This window comes from Patescibacteria group bacterium (assembly GCA_016784145.1).
Classification (GTDB): domain Bacteria; phylum Patescibacteriota; class Patescibacteriia; order UBA2591; family UBA6264; genus BS150m-G65.
Map to the genome: position 1 here is coordinate 45,170 of JADHVF010000003.1, position 18,122 is coordinate 63,291.

At 29.5% G+C, this 18,122-nt stretch carries 23 protein-coding genes and 2 tRNA genes; 7 read left to right on the top strand and 18 right to left on the bottom strand.

Features of this window, described 5'->3' with window-relative positions:
• The first annotated feature begins 7 nt into the window (after positions 1 to 7).
• The 6 genes from aspS (at position 8) to ISS06_02535 (ending at position 5,207) form a co-directional block, all read left to right on the top strand.
• The gene (gene aspS / locus ISS06_02510) at positions 8 to 1,411 is read left to right on the top strand and encodes an aspartate--tRNA ligase (protein ID MBL7054044.1); all 1,404 of its coding nucleotides are present in this window, start codon (positions 8 to 10) and stop codon (positions 1,409 to 1,411) included.
• Positions 1,408 to 2,304, top strand: coding sequence for an FtsX-like permease family protein (locus ISS06_02515; protein MBL7054045.1), 897 nt, complete (start codon positions 1,408 to 1,410; stop codon positions 2,302 to 2,304). Before aspS ends, ISS06_02515 begins: the two co-directional genes overlap by 4 nt.
• Positions 2,304 to 3,359, top strand: a complete 1,056-nt coding sequence (gene queA / locus ISS06_02520) for a tRNA preQ1(34) S-adenosylmethionine ribosyltransferase-isomerase QueA (protein ID MBL7054046.1) — start codon at positions 2,304 to 2,306, stop codon at positions 3,357 to 3,359. Before ISS06_02515 ends, queA begins: the two co-directional genes overlap by 1 nt.
• A gap of 41 nt (positions 3,360 to 3,400) precedes the next feature.
• Positions 3,401 to 3,475: transfer RNA gene (locus ISS06_02525), tRNA-Cys, on the top strand.
• Positions 3,476 to 3,510: 35 nt separating this feature from the next.
• A complete protein-coding gene (locus tag ISS06_02530) occupies positions 3,511 to 4,434 on the top strand; it encodes a hypothetical protein (protein MBL7054047.1) in 924 nt (307 codons plus the stop codon).
• Between the two features lie 5 nt (positions 4,435 to 4,439).
• Positions 4,440 to 5,207, top strand: a complete 768-nt coding sequence (locus ISS06_02535) for a hypothetical protein (GenBank protein MBL7054048.1) — start codon at positions 4,440 to 4,442, stop codon at positions 5,205 to 5,207.
• A 2-nt stretch (positions 5,208 to 5,209) separates the two neighbouring features.
• On the opposite strand, the gene rpsT is transcribed toward ISS06_02535, so the two are convergent.
• The 3 genes from rpsT to ISS06_02550 are packed head-to-tail and all read right to left on the bottom strand — an operon-like array spanning position 5,210 to position 6,050.
• Positions 5,210 to 5,482 (bottom strand): 30S ribosomal protein S20, encoded by a 273-nt coding sequence (rpsT, locus tag ISS06_02540; protein ID MBL7054049.1) that lies wholly within the window; start codon positions 5,480 to 5,482, stop codon positions 5,210 to 5,212.
• A gap of 12 nt (positions 5,483 to 5,494) precedes the next feature.
• The gene (locus ISS06_02545; GenBank protein ID MBL7054050.1) at positions 5,495 to 5,764 is read right to left on the bottom strand and encodes a hypothetical protein; all 270 of its coding nucleotides are present in this window, start codon (positions 5,762 to 5,764) and stop codon (positions 5,495 to 5,497) included.
• A gap of 19 nt (positions 5,765 to 5,783) precedes the next feature.
• Positions 5,784 to 6,050 (bottom strand): hypothetical protein, encoded by a 267-nt coding sequence (locus tag ISS06_02550; GenBank protein ID MBL7054051.1) that lies wholly within the window; start codon positions 6,048 to 6,050, stop codon positions 5,784 to 5,786.
• A gap of 115 nt (positions 6,051 to 6,165) precedes the next feature.
• Between ISS06_02550 and ruvA the strand changes: the two genes are divergently transcribed.
• Entirely contained in the window at positions 6,166 to 6,732 is a 567-nt protein-coding gene (ruvA, locus tag ISS06_02555) for a Holliday junction branch migration protein RuvA (GenBank protein MBL7054052.1), read from the top strand.
• An 81-nt stretch (positions 6,733 to 6,813) separates the two neighbouring features.
• Here ruvA and rplU read toward each other — a convergent pair whose 3' ends face one another.
• From rplU to ISS06_02630, 15 genes are all read right to left on the bottom strand, one after another.
• Positions 6,814 to 7,203, bottom strand: a complete 390-nt coding sequence (gene rplU, locus ISS06_02560) for a 50S ribosomal protein L21 (protein MBL7054053.1) — start codon at positions 7,201 to 7,203, stop codon at positions 6,814 to 6,816.
• A 29-nt stretch (positions 7,204 to 7,232) separates the two neighbouring features.
• Positions 7,233 to 9,938: an AAA family ATPase gene (locus ISS06_02565; GenBank protein MBL7054054.1), complete on the bottom strand. Its 2,706-nt coding sequence runs from the start codon at positions 9,936 to 9,938 to the stop codon at positions 7,233 to 7,235.
• Between the two features lie 3 nt (positions 9,939 to 9,941).
• The gene (locus tag ISS06_02570) at positions 9,942 to 10,298 is read right to left on the bottom strand and encodes a hypothetical protein (GenBank protein MBL7054055.1); all 357 of its coding nucleotides are present in this window, start codon (positions 10,296 to 10,298) and stop codon (positions 9,942 to 9,944) included.
• 11 nt (positions 10,299 to 10,309) lie between these two features.
• The gene (locus ISS06_02575; protein ID MBL7054056.1) at positions 10,310 to 10,570 is read right to left on the bottom strand and encodes a PRC-barrel domain-containing protein; all 261 of its coding nucleotides are present in this window, start codon (positions 10,568 to 10,570) and stop codon (positions 10,310 to 10,312) included.
• Complete coding sequence (locus ISS06_02580) at positions 10,567 to 11,244, bottom strand: membrane protein insertase YidC (GenBank protein MBL7054057.1); 678 nt, start codon at positions 11,242 to 11,244, stop codon at positions 10,567 to 10,569. Before ISS06_02580 ends, ISS06_02575 begins: the two co-directional genes overlap by 4 nt.
• A gap of 27 nt (positions 11,245 to 11,271) precedes the next feature.
• Complete coding sequence (gene yidD, locus ISS06_02585) at positions 11,272 to 11,508, bottom strand: membrane protein insertion efficiency factor YidD (protein MBL7054058.1); 237 nt, start codon at positions 11,506 to 11,508, stop codon at positions 11,272 to 11,274.
• Complete coding sequence (gene rnpA, locus ISS06_02590) at positions 11,501 to 11,845, bottom strand: ribonuclease P protein component (GenBank protein MBL7054059.1); 345 nt, start codon at positions 11,843 to 11,845, stop codon at positions 11,501 to 11,503. Before rnpA ends, yidD begins: the two co-directional genes overlap by 8 nt.
• 9 nt (positions 11,846 to 11,854) lie before the next feature.
• Positions 11,855 to 11,992: a 50S ribosomal protein L34 gene (rpmH, locus tag ISS06_02595; GenBank protein ID MBL7054060.1), complete on the bottom strand. Its 138-nt coding sequence runs from the start codon at positions 11,990 to 11,992 to the stop codon at positions 11,855 to 11,857.
• Between the two features lie 47 nt (positions 11,993 to 12,039).
• A complete protein-coding gene (gene rny, locus ISS06_02600; protein MBL7054061.1) occupies positions 12,040 to 13,557 on the bottom strand; it encodes a ribonuclease Y in 1,518 nt (505 codons plus the stop codon).
• Positions 13,558 to 13,632: 75 nt separating this feature from the next.
• Positions 13,633 to 14,208, bottom strand: a complete 576-nt coding sequence (clpP, locus tag ISS06_02605; GenBank protein MBL7054062.1) for an ATP-dependent Clp endopeptidase proteolytic subunit ClpP — start codon at positions 14,206 to 14,208, stop codon at positions 13,633 to 13,635.
• Positions 14,209 to 14,305: 97 nt separating this feature from the next.
• Positions 14,306 to 15,250 carry a hypothetical protein gene (locus tag ISS06_02610; protein ID MBL7054063.1) on the bottom strand — a complete coding sequence of 315 codons (945 nt, stop codon included), beginning with the start codon at positions 15,248 to 15,250 and terminating at the stop codon, positions 14,306 to 14,308.
• Between the two features lie 154 nt (positions 15,251 to 15,404).
• The gene (locus ISS06_02615) at positions 15,405 to 15,590 is read right to left on the bottom strand and encodes a hypothetical protein (protein ID MBL7054064.1); all 186 of its coding nucleotides are present in this window, start codon (positions 15,588 to 15,590) and stop codon (positions 15,405 to 15,407) included.
• Between the two features lie 74 nt (positions 15,591 to 15,664).
• Positions 15,665 to 16,177, bottom strand: coding sequence for an NUDIX hydrolase (locus tag ISS06_02620; protein ID MBL7054065.1), 513 nt, complete (start codon positions 16,175 to 16,177; stop codon positions 15,665 to 15,667).
• A gap of 89 nt (positions 16,178 to 16,266) precedes the next feature.
• Positions 16,267 to 16,351, bottom strand: a tRNA-Ser gene (locus tag ISS06_02625).
• 493 nt (positions 16,352 to 16,844) lie between these two features.
• On the bottom strand, positions 16,845 to 18,122 hold the full coding sequence (locus ISS06_02630; protein ID MBL7054066.1) for an O-antigen ligase family protein: 1,278 nt from the start codon (positions 18,120 to 18,122) through the stop codon (positions 16,845 to 16,847).

Consider the following 18,122-nt stretch of genomic DNA (forward strand, 5'->3'; position numbering starts at 1 on the left):
AAAACATATGAAAAGAATTTGGGCTAAGCAAGCAACAAAAAAAATTAACTCAACTATTAAACTTTGTGGTTGGATTAATACAAAAAGAAGCATGGGAGAAATTGTATTCATTGACCTAAGAGATAGGTCTGGAATAATACAAATTGTTTTTGTTGAAAAAGAACTCGACCAAGAATCAAGACAAACAATCAAAGAGATTAGAAATGAATTTGTAGTTGAAATAGAAGGAATCGTGAACAAGCGACCTCTTAATCAAATAAATAAAAACATTGTTTGCGGAGAAATAGAGGTGTTGGCTAAAAAAATAACCATATTAAGCAAAGCAAAAACTCCTGTATTTGAAATTAACAACGAAAAACTTCAAGCAAATGAAGAAATGCGCTTAAAATATAGATACTTGGACCTGCGACATGAACGCATGAAAGATAATCTTGTTCTTAGACACAAAATAACAAAAACTATTCGTGATTTTTTAGATAAAGAAGATTTTCTAGAAGTTGAAACACCTATTTTAACCAAAGGGACGCCTGAAGGAGCTAGAGAATACATTGTGCCCTCTCGACTTTATCCAGGAGAATTTTACGTATTACCACAAGCACCGCAACAATTCAAACAACTCTTAATGGTCGGGGGCATTGAAAAATATTTTCAAATAGCTCGCTGTTTTAGAGACGAAGACACTAGAGGAGATAGACAGCCTGAATTTACTCAAATCGATATAGAGATGAGCTTTATTTCACAATCAGACATACTAGATTTAATAGAAAAAATGATTATAGAAATTATTAAAAAAACATCTCCTCAAAAAAAAATAACTAAAATTCCTTTTCCAAGAATTACTTACAAACAAGCAATGACAAAATATAAGTCAGACAAACCTGACATACGACAAAATAAAAATGATAAAGATGAATTAGCTTTTTGTTTTATCACTGACTTTCCTTTGTTCTCACCCACTAATTCTAAAAAAGGACTAACCTCAACTCATCACCCTTTTACGTCTCCGATTAAGAAAGATATTAAAACGTTTGTTGATGACCCTCTTAATGCAACTGCCCTCCAGTATGACCTTGCTTGCAATGGAATGGAGTTAGGAGGCGGTTCAATCAGGATACATAAAAGAGAAACACAAGAAAAAATATTTAAAATATTAAAATTATCAGACAAAGAAATCAAAAGAAGATTTAATCATCTTTTGAATGCTTTTGAATATGGCGTTCCTCCTCATGGAGGAGTTGCCCTTGGCTTGGATAGAATTGCGATGATGTTGGCTAATGAAAAAAATATTAGAGAAGTAATTGCTTTTCCAAAAACATCTGATGCTAGAGATTTAATGATGGGAGCCCCAAGTGAAATACCAGCTAAACAAATCAAAGAATCAAATATCAAAATTATTAATGAAAAAAAATGAATATTTTAATTTCTGCTTTTAAAAATATTTTTCGAAATTTTTGGCTATCAATAGCAAGCATAGTAATTATTCTCTTAATGCTTTTCTCTATAAGCTTAATCTATACAATAAATACAATCAGCCAAACAATGCTTGAGTCCTTTGAACAAAAAATGGATTTAAGCATTTACCTCAAGCAAAATATCAATCAAGATACAATTGAATCACTTAAAGCAGAATTAAAAAAACTTGAACAAGTGAAAGAAATTAAATACTTAAACCCAGCTGAATCGCTTGAAAAATTTAAAGAAAGGCACAAGGCCAACCAGGATATCTTAAATTCGCTTGAAGAACTAGGAGAAAATCCACTAGGAGCAACAATTACTCTAAAATTTCAAGACCCAACTGCCTATCAATCAGTTTTATCAATAATTAGCAACCCAAATTATGAAAAAATAATTCAAGACCAAGATTTTCATGATTATCAAAAATTAATAGATACTTTTAATAATTTTAATAGAAAAATATATTTTATTGGGTCATTTATTAGCATATTATTTTTGTTAATATCTTTGCTAGTTATTTTTAATTCTATTAAATTAGGAGCTATTCACAAACAAGAAGAAATACAAATAATGAGATTAATGGGAGCCACTTCGTGGCTTATTAAGGCTCCGTTCTTAATAGAAGGCATTATTTATGCCACATCAGCATGGATACTGAATGTTCTAATTTTGGCTGGAATATCATGGTCAATAGAATCTCGTATTCAAAAATTTTTAGAAATAGATTTTAATATTTATGAACAATTAGAAACAAATGGAATTAGTTTTCTATTTATTCTGTTAATATATGCTGTTATAATTTCAATAACTGGCAGTAGTTTAGCTATAAAGAAATATCTAAAATTTTAATGAAAATAAAAGAATTTGATTATTTTCTTCCTAAAAAAAATATTGCTCAATCACCATGTAAGCCTCGAGATAATGCGAGGCTTATGATTTTAGATGTAAAGAATAAATCCATTAAACATGACTATTTTTATAACATTCATAAATATTTAAAAGCCACAGATGTATTGGTGGCTAACAACACAAAAGTTATTCCAGCTCGTATTTATGGCAAAAAAATAAATAAAAATTCCTTGGAAGGAAAAATAGAAATTTTATTATTAAAACAAATAAAACTACCTGCTAGAACGTGCTCTTGGGAAGCAATGGCAAAGGGACGAATCAAGGCAGGCAAGCAAGTTGAATTTGACAAAGAATTAATTGGTATTTTCAATAAAAAAATAACAAAACAAACCTGGCAGATTAACTTTAACTTAAGCAATGATAATTTTATTAAAAAAATAAATAAAATAGGCCAAACCCCAACCCCTCCATACATAAAACAGCTGTCTAATTTAAAAGAATACCAAACAATATATGCGGTTCATCCTGGGTCAGCTGCTGCCCCAACAGCAGGATTCCATTTTACAAAAAAATTAATAACCAAAATAAAAAATAAAAAAATCTCATTTGAATTTATCACTCTTCACGTTGGCTTAGGAACATTCCAGCCAATAAGAACTAATAATATTAAAGAACATAAAATTCATCCTGAATGGGCATCAATAAATATACAGACCAAAACAAAACTAAATAAAGCTAAACAAAATAACCAAAGAATAATAGCAGTCGGCACCACCACAACCAGGGCAATAGAATCTTTTGCCAGTCCAGACAAATTATTGCGTTCAAGTAAAAAATGGGTAGATCTTTTTATTGTGCCTGGATATAAATTTAAATTTATTGACGGCTTAATCACTAACTTTCATCTACCAAAATCAAGCTTGTTAATGATGGTGTCTGCTTTGGCTGGCCAAAAATTCATACTAAAAGCATATAAGCAGGCAATTGTCAAAAATTATAGATTTTATTCATTTGGTGATGCAATGTTTATAAAAAACTTTAATAATATTGATTAAGCTTGATTTTTTTTAAAAAAAAAGTAAAATAAAAATATATTGGCCAGGTAGCCAAGTGGTAAGGCATGTGTCTGCAAAACACTTATACGCGGGTTCGATTCCCGTCCTGGCCTCCATAAAGCGATAATTAATTAATAATTATTAATAATGTATGGAGAGAAAAAAATTTATAATTATTGATGCTTCTGCCACATTACATCGATCATGGCATGCTATTCCAAAATTAACCGACCCAAAAGGTCGGATAATTAATGCTGTTTATGGATTTACTGTATTATTACTAAAACTAATAAGAGAACAAAACCCCGAGTACATTGTAGTTGCTCTTGATACAAAAGGGCCAACTTTTAGACACAAAAAATACAAAGAATACAAAGCCGGCAGGACAAAACAACCACAAGAATTTTATGACCAATTTCCAATCATGAAAAAAGTGTTAGATTGTTTTTCAATTCCTTATTTTGAAAAAAAAGGACTAGAGGCAGACGACATAATAGGGACTATTACAAATAAAATAAATAAAAAAAATACCGACTTTATTATTATAAGTAGCGATGCTGATTTATTTCAATTAATCAACAAAAATTCATTTGTCTATTATTTAGGACATGGAATTTCCAAGGCAAAAATTTATAAACAAAAGGATATTATTAAAAAATTTGGCATACTACCAGAACAGTTAGTAGAAATGAAGGCATTAACAGGCGACCCAAGTGATAATATTAAGGGAATAAAAGGCATTGGGCTGAAAACAGCTACTAATTTAATAAAAGAATTTAAAAATATTGAAAATCTTTATAAATATTTAAAAAAACAAGAAACAATGTCTTCTAAAAAACCCTGCCTGCCAAAGCCTTTAGTAGAATTACTTATAAAAAATAAAAAAAATGCTTACTTGTCAAAAGAGCTTGTAACTATTGAAAAAAATATCAAAAAATTATCTCTTGATAAAATAAAACCATTTAATGAAACAAATTTAAATGAAATTAAAAAAATTTTTGAAAAATTAGGATTTAATAATCTTTTAAAAAAAATTGCCAAGCAAGGACTTGGACAAAAAAATAAATTATTTTAATTATTATGCTTACTTTTTTTTACGGAAATGATGTAATAAATTCAAGGCAAGCCTTGAATAAAAAAATAAATGATGAAAAACAAATATCAAATTTGGATGTATTAAATATTTCTGGAGAAAAAGTAACAATTGACAACTTACGAAAAAAAACTTTGACAAATAGAATGTTCTCAAGAAAAAAAATAATTATTATTGAACGGATAATCACAGAAAATGAACTACTAAAAGACAAGCAAGCAACAGAAGAAATAATAAATATCTTGAAGCAATTTAAAGGCAAACAAAATATCGACAAGACCATTATTGTTTGGGATGAAAAAATCGAAGAAAGAAAACTAAATATAAATCAAACAAAAATATTAAAAATATTGAAACAAGCTGATAAAATAACTAAATTTGAAATACCAGAAAAAACATGGAGCCTAGTTGATGCCATAATAGATAAAAATAAAATTACAGCAATCAAACTTCTGTCTCAAGAAATAAATAAAAAAAATTTTAATCAATTTCTATCTATTTTGTCTTCTCAATATATATCAATCATAAAAATAAAAGAATATATTAGTGCCAAACAAAACTACTCCATAGAAACAATGGCCAAAGAATTATCATTGCATCCATTTGTTTGTAAAAAATCATTAACAAGAGCAAATAATTACAAAGCAAATGAATTAAAAAAAATCCATCATAAACTTTTAATGATAGATCTCTGGAGTAAAACCAAATCAATTAACCCAAAAATTCTTTTAGAGTTATTTGTATTAAAAAATTAATTTTATTTTTTAATTGTAAGTTCTTTTAACTTTTTATATAATCTAGATTTTTTTCTTGCACCAGTATTCTTTTTTAGCGTTCCTTTCTGAATTGCTTTATCAATTTCTTTTTGTAATTTTAAATACAATTCTGAAGCTTTCTTTGTGTTTTTAGCTAAAACTAATTTCAAAAATTTCTTTTGTGTCCACTTTATGGTGGCTTTTCTTTTTTTGTTTCTAATTTGTCTTTTATTTGACTGCCTCAAGGCTTTGATGGCAGATTTTTTAATTGGCATATAATATATGGTTTAAAATTGCTCCTCTTCTTCAAGCATGCTTGATTCTTTTTCTATTAACTTGTCCCATTGATCTCTACCATCAATCAATATCTTTAATCTTGACTTAAAATCTTCATTAAACTCTTTTATCATTTTCGGGTCTTTAATAAAAATTTCACACAAATCTTCCATAGCTGGTTCTGGCAAGATAGGTAAAAAAATCAATAAATCATTTTGATCTTCAGCTGAAATATTTGAAGAAACAATAATATTTTTTATTTTATCTAAAATCTTAGACATTTATTTTTGCATTCAAAGCTTAATTTGAATCTTTAAGAAAAGATGGATTTTTTCTAATTAAATCAGCCATATCTCTACTGTATAAAAATACTTTCTTTAAATTGGATTCTGGATATTTCTTGATTTCATCCATGTTGCGAGAATCATTTTCAGTAAACAAATTTAAAACTTCCTGACTAGGGTCTTCCCATCTTTCAATAATTTGTTCAATTATTTTGCCAGTGCTTTCTTTTTCTTGACTGGGAGCTTCTGGCATTTGCTCTGGTTGATTGAAGGAAAATTTCATATAATTTCTAAAATATAATCCCCCTCTCCTCTAATTAATTATCTTTAACTTAATAAGAGTATATAACATTTAAATTAACTTGTCAATATTAATATAAAAACCTATAATTATTATCATGATATATGCTATTTTTGGAAAAATTTTAGCCAAGCAAACCAAGACAATAATACTTGAAGTAAATAATTTATTTTTTGAAATTTTTGTTACAAATTCTTTTATAAACAAAACAAAAATAGACCAAGATATTAAATTGTTTACTTATTTAGCCGTAAAAGAAGAAGCATTTCAATTATATGGATTTGAAAGCGAAGAAGAGTTGAATTATTTTAAATTATTAAAAAAAATCTCTGGCATCGGACCCAAGTCAGCCATAAATATTTTATCTTTAGTTGGTATAAATAATTTGGAAAAAGCAATTTTAGAAAAAGATTCTAACGTACTAACAAAAGTATCTGGAATTGGATCTAAAATTGCTGAAAAAATTATTTTAGAACTAAAAGGAAAAATCAAAGCAACAATTAAAACTTATACATCTATTGATGATGAAACAACAATCGATGCACTAACAAGTCTAGGATATTCCATGCAAGAATCTAGGCAAGTAATAAAAAAAATTCCAGATAATATGATAAATGCTGAAGATAGAGTTAAACAAGCATTAAAAATTTTATCTGGAAAATAAATAATTAATGATTAATGATTAGTGATTAGTGATTAGTGATTAATGATTAATGATTAATAATTAATGATTAGTGATTAATGATTATTTCGTTTTCTTAACCGTGCTTTTAGCCGGTTTTTTCTTAACCGTGCTTTTAGCCGGTTTTTTTACTTGGGCAGAAGTAAATGACAAAATCTTGATTTTTGTCTGTAATTGTCTATGCCCTTGTTTTCTTTTATAACGATTTTTACTTTTGTATTTAATGACAACAATCTTTGGAGCTTTTTGTTGCTCTAAAATTTCAGCCTTAACAACCATTTTAAGTAATGGTTTGCCTATTTCAATTTTTTTAGACAAATCAAAAAACAACAAAACATTATCTAGCATTATTTTGTCACCTGGTTGGCCATCAATTTTCTCTATATTTAATAAATCTCCCTTTTTTACAAGATATTGTTTTCCTCCTGTTTTTAATACTACAAATTTTTCCATATTTAATTTATTTTAATAAAAAAACAAACTTATAAAACATCTGCTTTTTCTATTCTTAGTTTACACTTTTTTTCTAAAATGACAATATCTCTACGAGATATTTTGCCTTCAAGTAAATATTTTGCCAGCACATTATTTATTTTATTTTGAATAACTCTACGTAATGGGCGTGCTCCAAAAAGAGGATCAAATCCTTGTTTAGCAATATCCACAAGCCCTTGTTCTGTTGTTTTGAAAATAATTCCTTTTTCTTCTAGCTGTTTTGTTAATTTATTTAACATTAATTGAGCAATTTGCTCGACTTCTTTTATTCCTAGTGGCTTAAAAACAACCACACCGTCATACCTATTCAAAAACTCTGGACGAAAATATGGACTTAATTTTTCTCGAATTAATGTCTCTTGAATATCTAAAACTGGCGTTCCCTTACTTATTTCGTTTTGAATAAACTCTGTGCCAGCATTAGAAGTGCTAATTAAAATAATATTATTAAATTTAATTGTTCTACCAAAAGCATCTGTTAGGCGTCCATCATCCATGACCTGTAAAAATACATTTAAAATATCTGGGTGGGCTTTTTCTATTTCATCAAGTAAAAGAAGAGAAGATGGATTTTGTCTGACTGCTTCTGTTAATTGCCCTTGCCTGTCTTGTTGTAAACTCCCTGTTAAACGTTCTATGCTTGACTTGGTTTGATATTCGCTCATATCTAATCTAATCATCTTTTTCCTGTCACCAAAATAAACATGGGCCACTGTTTTAGCAAGCTCTGTTTTACCAACTCCGGTTGGTCCTAAAAATAATAAATTAACAATCGGCCGATTAGCACTACGTAATTCTGTCCTTGCCCTCCTCAATGCAGAAGAAACCATATTGACTGCTTCGTTTTGATTTATTAAGTGTTCATGTATTTGTTCTTCTAAATTAAGTAATTTGGCTGATTCTTTGGCCGTAAGTTTTGTAACAGAGATTCCTGTTCTAGCTGAAATTAACTCAGCAACATCTTCAATTTTTACTACCGCATTCTGTCCATTTTTATTTTTAACAACTATGGCTGTTTCTTTTAATAAATTAATTGCCTTGTCTGGTAAAAACTTTTCATATAAATATTGACTTGAAAATCTAACTGCTCCATCAATTGCCTTGTATGAAAAATATACCCCTTGTTTTGATTCTATGTAAGCTGAATGATATTCTAAAATTTGAATGGTAGTATTTTCATCTGGCTCTTTTATATTAATTTTTTGAAAAGCATTTCCAAGCTCCTTTCCTTCAATTAGTCGCTTATATTCTGAAGGGGTTGATGTTGCTAAAACAAAAACTAAACCTGATTTAACTGCTTCTGCTAAAATCTCTGAAAGATCAAGCTCTCCTTGAGTTGTTTTAATTCCCACCATATTATGAATGTCTTTTATAAAAAGAATTATATTGCCAGACCTAGCAACCTCGCTAATAACAAATTGTAATCTTTGCTCTGCTTCTCCTTGATTAGATGCACCAGATATTAAAGCAGAAATACTTAAGTTTACTAACCGTTTGTCTTGTAAATTTTTTGGCATTTCTTCAGAAACCATTTTTCTGGCAATCCCGTTAATAATAGTTGTTTTGCCTACGCCTGGTTCTCCGACTAAAATTCCACCATTTTTGCCTGTTTGAAGAACTCTTAAAACTTCTTTTGTTTCTGCTTGCCTATCAATGCACATGCCAATACTTCTATTTCTGGCTTGCTGAGTCAAATCATAACTATATGCATCAAGGTTAGGAGTAGCAATTGCGGTATAAGAACGATTTATAGGGCCTTTTGGCTTGAATCGCGCCTTGCTAGCAAACTTACTCTGTTCCTCTCTAATTTGATTATAAACATCAATCCATAAACAAGCGTTCTTAATATGAATCGGCTCTATTTCTATATCATAAAAAATATCCTTAACAAGTCCATCAAAACTAATCATTGATTCTAATATATCCACTGACGTCAATGAAATCCTTTGCTTGCTACCAGCTAATATATAGGCCTTTAAAATAACTTTTTTTAATTTTAAAGAATAGCTTGGGGCTTGTCCTTTTTTCTTTGGCATTTTCTTTAAAAACCTATCAATTTTTTTCTTCAAAACATTAGAACCTATACCAAGTCGATTAATAAGTGCTATCACATCCTTGGAATCCAAGTAAACGGCTAAAAGATGGATTGGCATTATTTTCTCATGCTTTAATTTCTTTGCCAAAGAATATGCCTTTTGGATAAATAAAGTAGTATTAGAAGAAAAAGCATCAGCTATTTCTATTTTAAATTTTTTATGCACCTTGTGTGTTTCATCCCAATTATCTGGAGCATTAAAATGTTTTCTAGAAGATTTTGGCCAAGATTTTTGCCTATTTTCTTTTAAATGTTCATAAATATAAAATAAATACATGTCTGACAAAACTGAATACCAAAAAATTAATGATAAATTTTGATTAAACCCAATCAATCCGCAAGAATAAGAAATTAGTCCCTTTTCCTTTAAAAAAGCAAGTATTCCTATTATTCCAAAAACAAATAATAAAAAAACAACTATTATTCTTGATATTTTCTTGATCCAGAAATAAAATATATCTCCTTGTTTAAAACTTTTTTTAAAAAATAACACATAGCCACCAAACCAAACATAGGCGCCGATACCAAGACATTGCTTGCACTTATTTGACTGCTTAAATCCAGTCCCGCTACATTTAGGACAAATAATATAATTCATAGATTAAAATAAAATAATAATTTGAATAACAACTATTATTGGCAAAATTATCCAGCCAATCAGCAAAAATAACTTAAAAAATGTTCCTAATAAAAATAAAAAAATGCGCCAACATAAAAGAATTAAACGCATGAAAAAACTGATTATTCTGCCTGACTTTGTGCTTTGCCCAAACATTGGCTTGAAAAGATATTTAAACATAATCCCTAGCGCAAGATTATGTGCAAGGCCTTTTGTACTACGAATAAACCATAAAAATCTTCTTTTTAATCCACTTGTATACCACCAAAAAGGAAAATACAAAACACTCTGAATGCTGTCTAAAAATATAGATTTAATAATAGATGTCATTAAAAGCATATAAAAAATATTTATCTTGCTACAGGAGCAGAGACTATTTGCTTTTCTTTTAATGAATTATCTTGGACAATCATTTTTTTGTCAGTAATAGACAAAACTTGAATTTTATTAATTATTAAACTACCTTTAAATAAATTTTTAATAAAATTACTACTCTTCACTATATAATTCAACAAATCGCCGTCTTTGTCAAACTCGACATCAATAATTTTTCCTAAATAATTGGCTGATTCTGTGTAAACTGGTAAATTTATAATTTTTTCTAATTTCATACATTAGAATGTGAAAAAATAATTTTTTGCTCTAAAATACTTACAAAAATTCCTATTAACCAATATAACAACAAGGCACTTGGCATGCTAACACCGATAAAAAGAGTTATCATTGGCATCATAAATTTCATTTGCTTATTCATGCTGGCCATCATTGATTCGTCTTTAGCTCCTTTTTTATTAGCTATATTCGTAGGAGGTTGCTTGTTTGATATCATCTTAGTTTGCCAATATTGAAATATTGCTGTAATTACAGCAATATAAATATTTGGCTCTGCTAGGTTTAAAATACCGAAACTAACTGGATTTAATGTATCTGGAATAGTTCTAAAAACCTTAAAAACAGCAATCAAAACAGGTAGTTGAATTAGAATTGGTAAACAAGAAGCAAAAGGATTAACTTTGTTTTCCTTATAAAAATTCATAATTGCCTGAGACTGCTTTTGCTTGTCTTTTGAATGCTTTTGCTTGATTTCTTCTAATTTCGGTTGTATTTCTTTTAAAGATTTTTGTGCTTTAACTGATTTTATAGAAAGAGGCAAAAGAAATGCCTTAATTATTAATGTCAAAACAATAATTGCTATTCCGAGATCATTCCATGGAGAAAAATTATATAGAAACACCAACAACTTAAGCAATGGTTCATAGAGAAGAATATTGAATAGATCAGACATAAACTAATATTTTTTAATAAAAAATTATTATGGTTTATCGTTTCCTCCGTCAGACCAAGGATGACATCTAAAGATTCTACCAGCTGCTTTTAGTCCTCCTCTTATAACCCCATATTTTTTTACTGCTAAATAAGCATACTCTGAGCAGGTAGGTTGGAACTTACATATTCCCGGACCATGATAAAAAAAAGATAACAATCCTTGATCAATAGAAAATATTTTTTGATAAAAACGAATTATTTTTAAAACAATGAATTTAATCATTAATTAATTTTTTCTTTTTTAAAATATTTAAAAAATTATTTTTAACTTCTGCATAAGTTAAATCCTTTATTCCTTGCCTAGTTAAAATTAAAAAATCAAAACCTGATTTTATCTTACTTAAATCTTCTCTTATAATCGATCGAAACATTCTTTTTATTTTGTTTCTAATTACAGCCTTTTTATCCACTTTTAAAGAAACAACAACTCCAAAACGAGAATGCTCTAATTCGTTTTTTATCCATTTAATTCCAAAACTTTTAAGAAAAAATTTATCACCTTCTTTTGAAACCTTTGTAAAATCTTTATTTTTCCTTAAACGATAAACTTTGGGCAACATAATAAGGCCTTAGACAGTTAATTTTGCTCTTTGTTTAAGTCTTCTATTTTTTAGAATCTTCTTACCTGCTTTTGTTTGCATTCTTTTTTTGAATCCATGTTTTTTGTTTCTTTTTCTTTGGTTAGGTTGATATGTTCTTTTTGGCATATTCTTAGTATATAATAAATTAATATTTATAACAATAATCAAATTAATTATCTTGCATATTCTGTGATTCTGTTTTCTCTAATTACTGTTACTTTTATTTCTCCTGGATATTTTAACTCCTCTTCTATTCTTTTACTAATTTTTTGAGCCATTTTACCAGCTATTAAATCATCAATTTCTCCTGACTTTACAAAAACCCTTAACTCTCTACCTGCTTGAATTGCATAACTTTTTTCAACTCCTGGAAAAACTTTGGCTATTTCTTCTAATTCTTTTAATCTTTTAACATACTTTTCATAGCTATCTCTTCTTGCCCCTGGCCTTGAACTTGATATAGCGTCAGCAACCTTAACAATCACCCCCTCTAAAGTTGAAGGGTGGTCATCATGGTGCTCCATTGCAGCCGTAATTATTTTTTCCTGTATGTTATATTTTTCTGCTAGATCTTTCCCTAATTCTGTGTGTGTTCCCTGAATCTCAAAGTCAATTGCCTTGCCAATATCGTGAATTAATCCTGCCTTTTTAGCAATGGCAACATTTGCTCCTAATTCTATGGCTAGCATTTCTGACAAATTTGCCACCTCAATAGAGTGAAGCAAAACATTTTGCCCATAGCTTGTTCTATATTTTAACCTACCAAGAGCTTGAATAATTTTAGCATTAAGTCCGGCCACTCCTGTTTCTTGAACAGTTGCTTCCCCTGCTTTTTTTATTTCTTTAGCCAACTCTTTTTTTGTTTGAGAAATTACACTTTCAATACGAGCTGGCTGAATTCTCCCGTCTAAAATTAATTTTTCAATAGAGAGCTTTGCTAATTGTCTCCTAATTGGATTAAAGGAAGATATAATTATTGCCTCTGGAGTATCGTCAACAATCACCTCCACTCCTGTAAGTTGTTCTATTACCTTTATGTTTCTTCCTTCTCTTCCTATGATGCGCCCCTTCATCTCGTCAGAAGGCAACAAAACAGTCGAAGATGATCTTTCTGAGAAATGAGACATATCCATTCGTTCCATTACATCAACCATTAATTGCTTTGTCTGTTTTTCAATTTCTTCTCCTCCTTCTTGTTTTAATTTTTTAATCCTCAAAAGCAAGTCATCTTTGAACTCTTTTTCTATTGAATCAAATAAAAGATCTTTTGCTTCTTGTTTGTTTAATCCTGAAATTTTTTCTAATTTAGCTTTTGCTTCTCTGTAAAGCTCTCTGACTTTGTCCTTTGCTCCTTCTATTTTGTTTAAATCAACAGAAATTTTATTTTGTTTTTTGTCTAATTCTAAAATCTTTTTTTCAAAAAGTTCTCTACGTTGTTCTAATCTATTTTCTAGCACCTTTAGCTCTTCTCTTCTTTTTGTTTCTTCTTTTTTACTTTTTTCAGCAAACTTTAAGGAATCTTCTCTAGCACTAAAAAATATTTCCTGCTGTTTTACCTTTGCTTTGGTTAAAATATTTTTTGCTCTTGTTTCTGCTGATGATATTGTTTTTTTACTTATTTGTTTACGTAAAAACCACCCAATTAAAAAGCTAAAAACAATTGCAATTAAAACGAAAATATAATAATTCATATAATTTTATTTTTTATTAAAATTAAAAACCAAGACCTTTAAGTCCGGCTTTTTATTAAAATGTTTTAGCAAAAATTACTTTATAATTTTGTCAATCAATCCATATTTCTTAGCTTGAACAGCAGACATAAAAAAATCTCTATCAATATCTTTTTGAATTTTGCTTATTTTTTGTCCTGTGTGTTTAGCTAAAATTTTATTAAGATTGTCTCTTATTTTTAAAATGTGCTCAGCTCTAATCTTAATATCAGATGCTTGTCCTTGTGTTCCACCCATTACTTGGTGTAACATTATTTCTGCATTAGGCAGAGCACAACGCTTTCCTTTACTTCCTCCTGACAGCAGAACTGCTCCCATAGAAGCTGCAATTCCAATACAAATAGTCATTATTTTTGGTTTAATGTATTGAATTGTATCATAAATAGCCATGCCAGCTGTTACTGATCCTCCTGGACTATTAATATAAATTTTGATGTCTTTTTTTTCGTCTTCGCTTTCTAAAAATAAAAGTTGAGCTATTATAGTATTCGCCAAACCATCTGTAATTTCATCTCCAAGAAAAATAATTCTTTCTTTCAAAAGCCGGGAATAAATATCATAAGCCCGTTCTCCGGTAGAAGACTTTTCTACAACTGTTGGAACGAGATGCATACTTATATTAGTTTAAAGTTTATTTATTATGTTAATATTATAATATTATAAAATACATTAGTCAAGAACAATGGCCCTGTTTTCAGGGCCATTATTTTTACAACTCTACAATTGGACGGAATGAAACATCTGCTCTATTTAAAACTCTTCTTTGACAATCAATATTAGTTAATCCGCCATAAACAGAACTCCCACCAAATCCTTGGATGCTTTTATTCCCCTTAAACCTTTCTTCATGCCAGACAAAAGTATCTGTATTTTTGTCTTCCCTTCTGGGCATATATGAATAAAGTTGGGGGATTATATTTGCTTCAATTACTCTTTCTAAGCGGATTTGATTTTTGGCAATGCCTATTTTTTTTGCCAAACGAGGCCTAATGGATTCATCAAATTCACGAGCAGAAATACCAAACCTTGACATTTTTGGAACATATTTATCATATGGCGTTATTTCGTTCTTATGTCTTAACTTAGAAATAATATACCCTAACAAATTGTCATTTTCATAAATTTGTTTATTTTGTCTTCTGCGATTGGGTTTACACCTGGTATCGATTAAAACAACATTACCATTGTTCTCCCCAAGCAGCAAGGCATTTGCTTCTATAAATTCATCAAATGACCTTCTTAGTATCTTTGCTTGTTTATTTTGAGAATAAAACCATTTACTTGGTTTAATTTTCCATCCTGGTAAATCATTATGGATTGACAAATCAATTGCTGGCAAGAAATGTGGCTCTAGTCCTATTCTTCCCCATTTTACAATTTTTTTAACTCCATAATATTCAATTGTTTCAGCAAACATATCTAATCTTGGATTTGTGCCAAAAAATTTAAAATGATGTCTTCTTTCTGCTTCAACAATCTCATCTACCCATTCAGTGCTTCTTGGCTTGACTGAATGTCCTTCAATTATCAACTGCAAGGCATTAAGCACTTTGTCTGGATTTAGTAAATTTTTACGAAATCGAAACTGCAGTTCAAATAATTTATTGTAGAATTGGACTTTTTGTTTGTCAGCAACAACCTTTTTAGTCGTCATAACAAACCTCCTTTTCTTTTTTTTAATGAGCTAATCATAAATAACCATTGGTTATTTATGGCTATAACCCTGTATTATAGCCTCTTTAGTATATAAAATCCTGGCAATTTGTCAATATTAAAAAAGGAGCCCTTTGCTGGACTCCTTTTGATTTTTATTTTTTACAAACAGAGCTAGTTAATGTCAATGGATTAACAAATTCTTCAAAAAAAGGAGATGGATGGTCCTTAATTTCCTGTCTTATCTTTTCCTGCTCTTCTTTTGTCAGTGCTGCTAATTGTCTTAAAACATTATCATTATCTTTTAAAATTTTTCCCTGCTTGTTCTTTCTTGCTCTCACATTATCCTCCTTGTTTATATTTCTAAGAAAAGTAAACAGCACAATGCTATTTACTTTTTTTAGTTTATCAAAATCTATACTTTTGTCAACCTTTTATAAGATTCTATTGCCTGAATAACGTTTTTAAAAGCAAATTTTTTTGGGAGACTGTCAAGATTAACCCATTTTACACTCTTAACATCAGATGCTGGAATTATATTCCCTTTTGTTATTTTTGATAGATAACAAACATTTAAAGTGTATAAATCTTTGCCAGCAGATAGATATTTATCAATAAAAAATCCTATTATTTTATCTAATTTTATTTCTACTCCTAACTCTTCCTTAACTTCTCTCTTAATGCCAGTTTTTGGATGTTCTCCTTCTTCTAAAAAACCGCCCGGCAAATCCCAAAAACCCTTATATGGATCAATTCCTCTTTTTGTTAATAAAATTTTATCTTGTTTGACAATAATAGCAGTAACACATGGTCTTGAATTTTGATAAAAAAATAAATCACACCTATTACAATATTGCCTTGATGCTTTTTCGTGATTTATTTTCTTAACAAGCTTGTTGCCGCACTTTGAACAAAATTTATAAAACATTAAAAAAATATTTAGCTTTTATTTCCCTAATTTTCATATAATATCAGTTATTGATTTGAATTTTATAATCTTTTGCCTCCAGACAAAAACGGAGAGGGAGGGATTCGAACCCTCGATACCTTGCGATATACTGGTTTTCGAAACCAGCGCCTTCAACCACTCAGCCACCTCTCCTTAATTTTATTTAAATTATATTTTTTCGTAAAACCTTCTATCTACTTAATTTTCTACTTAGGTCTACTTAGGGGCAAGGCCTCTAAGTAAAACTCTCAGTGAGGTAGTTGATTATTGATTATTGATTACTAATTACTGATTATTGATTACTGATTATTGATTTCTATTCTACTTAGGGGCAAGGCCTCTAAGTAAAGACATAAGTCAAGAAAAGCAAGTATTAACACCAAAACCTCATCCTGTTCCTCGACCAAAACCTGACTTAGGGGCAAGGCCTCTAAGTGAGGTAGTTGATTATTGATTATTGATTATTGATTTGTACTCTACTTAGGGGCAAGACCTCTAAGTGAGGTAGTTGATTATTGATTACTGATTATTGATTACTACTCTACTTAGGGGCAAGACCTCTAAGTGAGAGTAAGTGAGGTAATTCAGGGAATCAATCCTCTTGTCAACTCTTGTCAGGGCCTAATACTAACATTCTATATCAGTGTCAATGTTCAGTGTTCAAGGATTGTTTTAAAAATATTACTAAAGCTATTAAGAACCAAAATAAAACTGCCAAATCATTCTTAAAATATGGCGTATCGACTAATCCATGAACAAGAACAACTAACATTGCTCCCATAACACTTAATGCATATATTTCTTGTTTTTTTATGCATTGCCAAGCATTATGCCAAAACATTATTATTATAAATATAAATAGCAACCAACCGAGCAGGCCTATTTCTGACCACAAACTTAAAAATAAATTATGTGGATATGGATGTGTTTCAACTGAAATCAATTCGTTTGTGTCTGGATGATAATACCTTGCTTGAAAATCAGGAATTAGTGTTTGATAACCACTTAGCCCTACCCCAATGACTGGGCTAGTTTTTAATAAACTAATTGCTCCTTGCCAGATATTAATTCTTAATTGTCCTGATAAATCATTAAAAAAAACTTTGGAAATAATATAATTATTAATTGGAGCGACAACTACAAATAATAAAACTCCAACAAGTAAAACGCTAACAACTATTTTGCGAGATTGCCTGTGCATTAAGCCAATAAAAATAATTCCTGCCAGTGCTCCAATAATCGCTCCTTCTGATCGAGCAAAAATTAATGCTAAAAATGAAAATATTAAAAATATTACACCAAACAAAGAGTACAATCTTTTTAATTGAAAAAAATTAAAAACTATTAATCCAAAACTCAAAGCAATGATAGGTCCGAGCCAAAGTCCTAAAAAATTAGGATGAGGGAAAGGTCCGGTTACTCTTAATACCTGCGATGCCCCCCAAGCCTCTGTGCTTAAAACGCCTGTGCCAGTGATTTTCTGAAACAAAGCATAAATTGAAATATAAAATCCTGAGAAAACTAAAGAAAGTAAAGCAAAATTAAAATCTTGCTTATTTTTTATCAAAGCCAGAAATATTATGACTAATAAAATTGGCTCTAAAAAATAGGCCTTCCAGATACCGGCCCCAGCCCGTAAATCAGGAGCTACAAAAATTGAGATTAATGATATTAACAACCAAGCCAACATTAAATAGGCCCATTTATCCAGTATAAAATAAACTTTTTTTACTTGGATTATTTTTTTTATTAAACAAACTATAAATAAAATCAAAATCATTACCTCTAAAAAAGTCATTGGGATGGCTAAAAGCTCAAACCTAATTTGATAACTTGGAATAAAAACTAATAAACAAAACAAAGCATATTTTGGCTTAACCCAGGCAAAGATACTGTAAATTGTTGATATTAAAATATAAATCAT

Coding starts and splice junctions, on each gene's coding strand:
- aspS (MBL7054044.1), top strand. CDS start 8: ATGAAAAGAATTTGGGCTAAGCAAGCAACAAAAAAAATTAACTCAACT.
- ISS06_02515 (MBL7054045.1), top strand. CDS start 1,408: ATGAATATTTTAATTTCTGCTTTTAAAAATATTTTTCGAAATTTTTGG.
- queA (MBL7054046.1), top strand. CDS start 2,304: ATGAAAATAAAAGAATTTGATTATTTTCTTCCTAAAAAAAATATTGCT.
- ISS06_02530 (MBL7054047.1), top strand. CDS start 3,511: ATGGAGAGAAAAAAATTTATAATTATTGATGCTTCTGCCACATTACAT.
- ISS06_02535 (MBL7054048.1), top strand. CDS start 4,440: ATGCTTACTTTTTTTTACGGAAATGATGTAATAAATTCAAGGCAAGCC.
- rpsT (MBL7054049.1), bottom strand. CDS start 5,482: ATGCCAATTAAAAAATCTGCCATCAAAGCCTTGAGGCAGTCAAATAAA.
- ISS06_02545 (MBL7054050.1), bottom strand. CDS start 5,764: ATGTCTAAGATTTTAGATAAAATAAAAAATATTATTGTTTCTTCAAAT.
- ISS06_02550 (MBL7054051.1), bottom strand. CDS start 6,050: ATGAAATTTTCCTTCAATCAACCAGAGCAAATGCCAGAAGCTCCCAGT.
- ruvA (MBL7054052.1), top strand. CDS start 6,166: ATGATATATGCTATTTTTGGAAAAATTTTAGCCAAGCAAACCAAGACA.
- rplU (MBL7054053.1), bottom strand. CDS start 7,203: ATGGAAAAATTTGTAGTATTAAAAACAGGAGGAAAACAATATCTTGTA.
- ISS06_02565 (MBL7054054.1), bottom strand. CDS start 9,938: ATGAATTATATTATTTGTCCTAAATGTAGCGGGACTGGATTTAAGCAG.
- ISS06_02570 (MBL7054055.1), bottom strand. CDS start 10,298: ATGCTTTTAATGACATCTATTATTAAATCTATATTTTTAGACAGCATT.
- ISS06_02575 (MBL7054056.1), bottom strand. CDS start 10,570: ATGAAATTAGAAAAAATTATAAATTTACCAGTTTACACAGAATCAGCC.
- ISS06_02580 (MBL7054057.1), bottom strand. CDS start 11,244: ATGTCTGATCTATTCAATATTCTTCTCTATGAACCATTGCTTAAGTTG.
- yidD (MBL7054058.1), bottom strand. CDS start 11,508: ATGATTAAATTCATTGTTTTAAAAATAATTCGTTTTTATCAAAAAATA.
- rnpA (MBL7054059.1), bottom strand. CDS start 11,845: ATGTTGCCCAAAGTTTATCGTTTAAGGAAAAATAAAGATTTTACAAAG.
- rpmH (MBL7054060.1), bottom strand. CDS start 11,992: ATGCCAAAAAGAACATATCAACCTAACCAAAGAAAAAGAAACAAAAAA.
- rny (MBL7054061.1), bottom strand. CDS start 13,557: ATGAATTATTATATTTTCGTTTTAATTGCAATTGTTTTTAGCTTTTTA.
- clpP (MBL7054062.1), bottom strand. CDS start 14,208: ATGCATCTCGTTCCAACAGTTGTAGAAAAGTCTTCTACCGGAGAACGG.
- ISS06_02610 (MBL7054063.1), bottom strand. CDS start 15,250: ATGACGACTAAAAAGGTTGTTGCTGACAAACAAAAAGTCCAATTCTAC.
- ISS06_02620 (MBL7054065.1), bottom strand. CDS start 16,177: ATGTTTTATAAATTTTGTTCAAAGTGCGGCAACAAGCTTGTTAAGAAA.
- ISS06_02630 (MBL7054066.1), bottom strand. CDS start 18,122: ATGATTTATATTTTAATATCAACAATTTACAGTATCTTTGCCTGGGTT.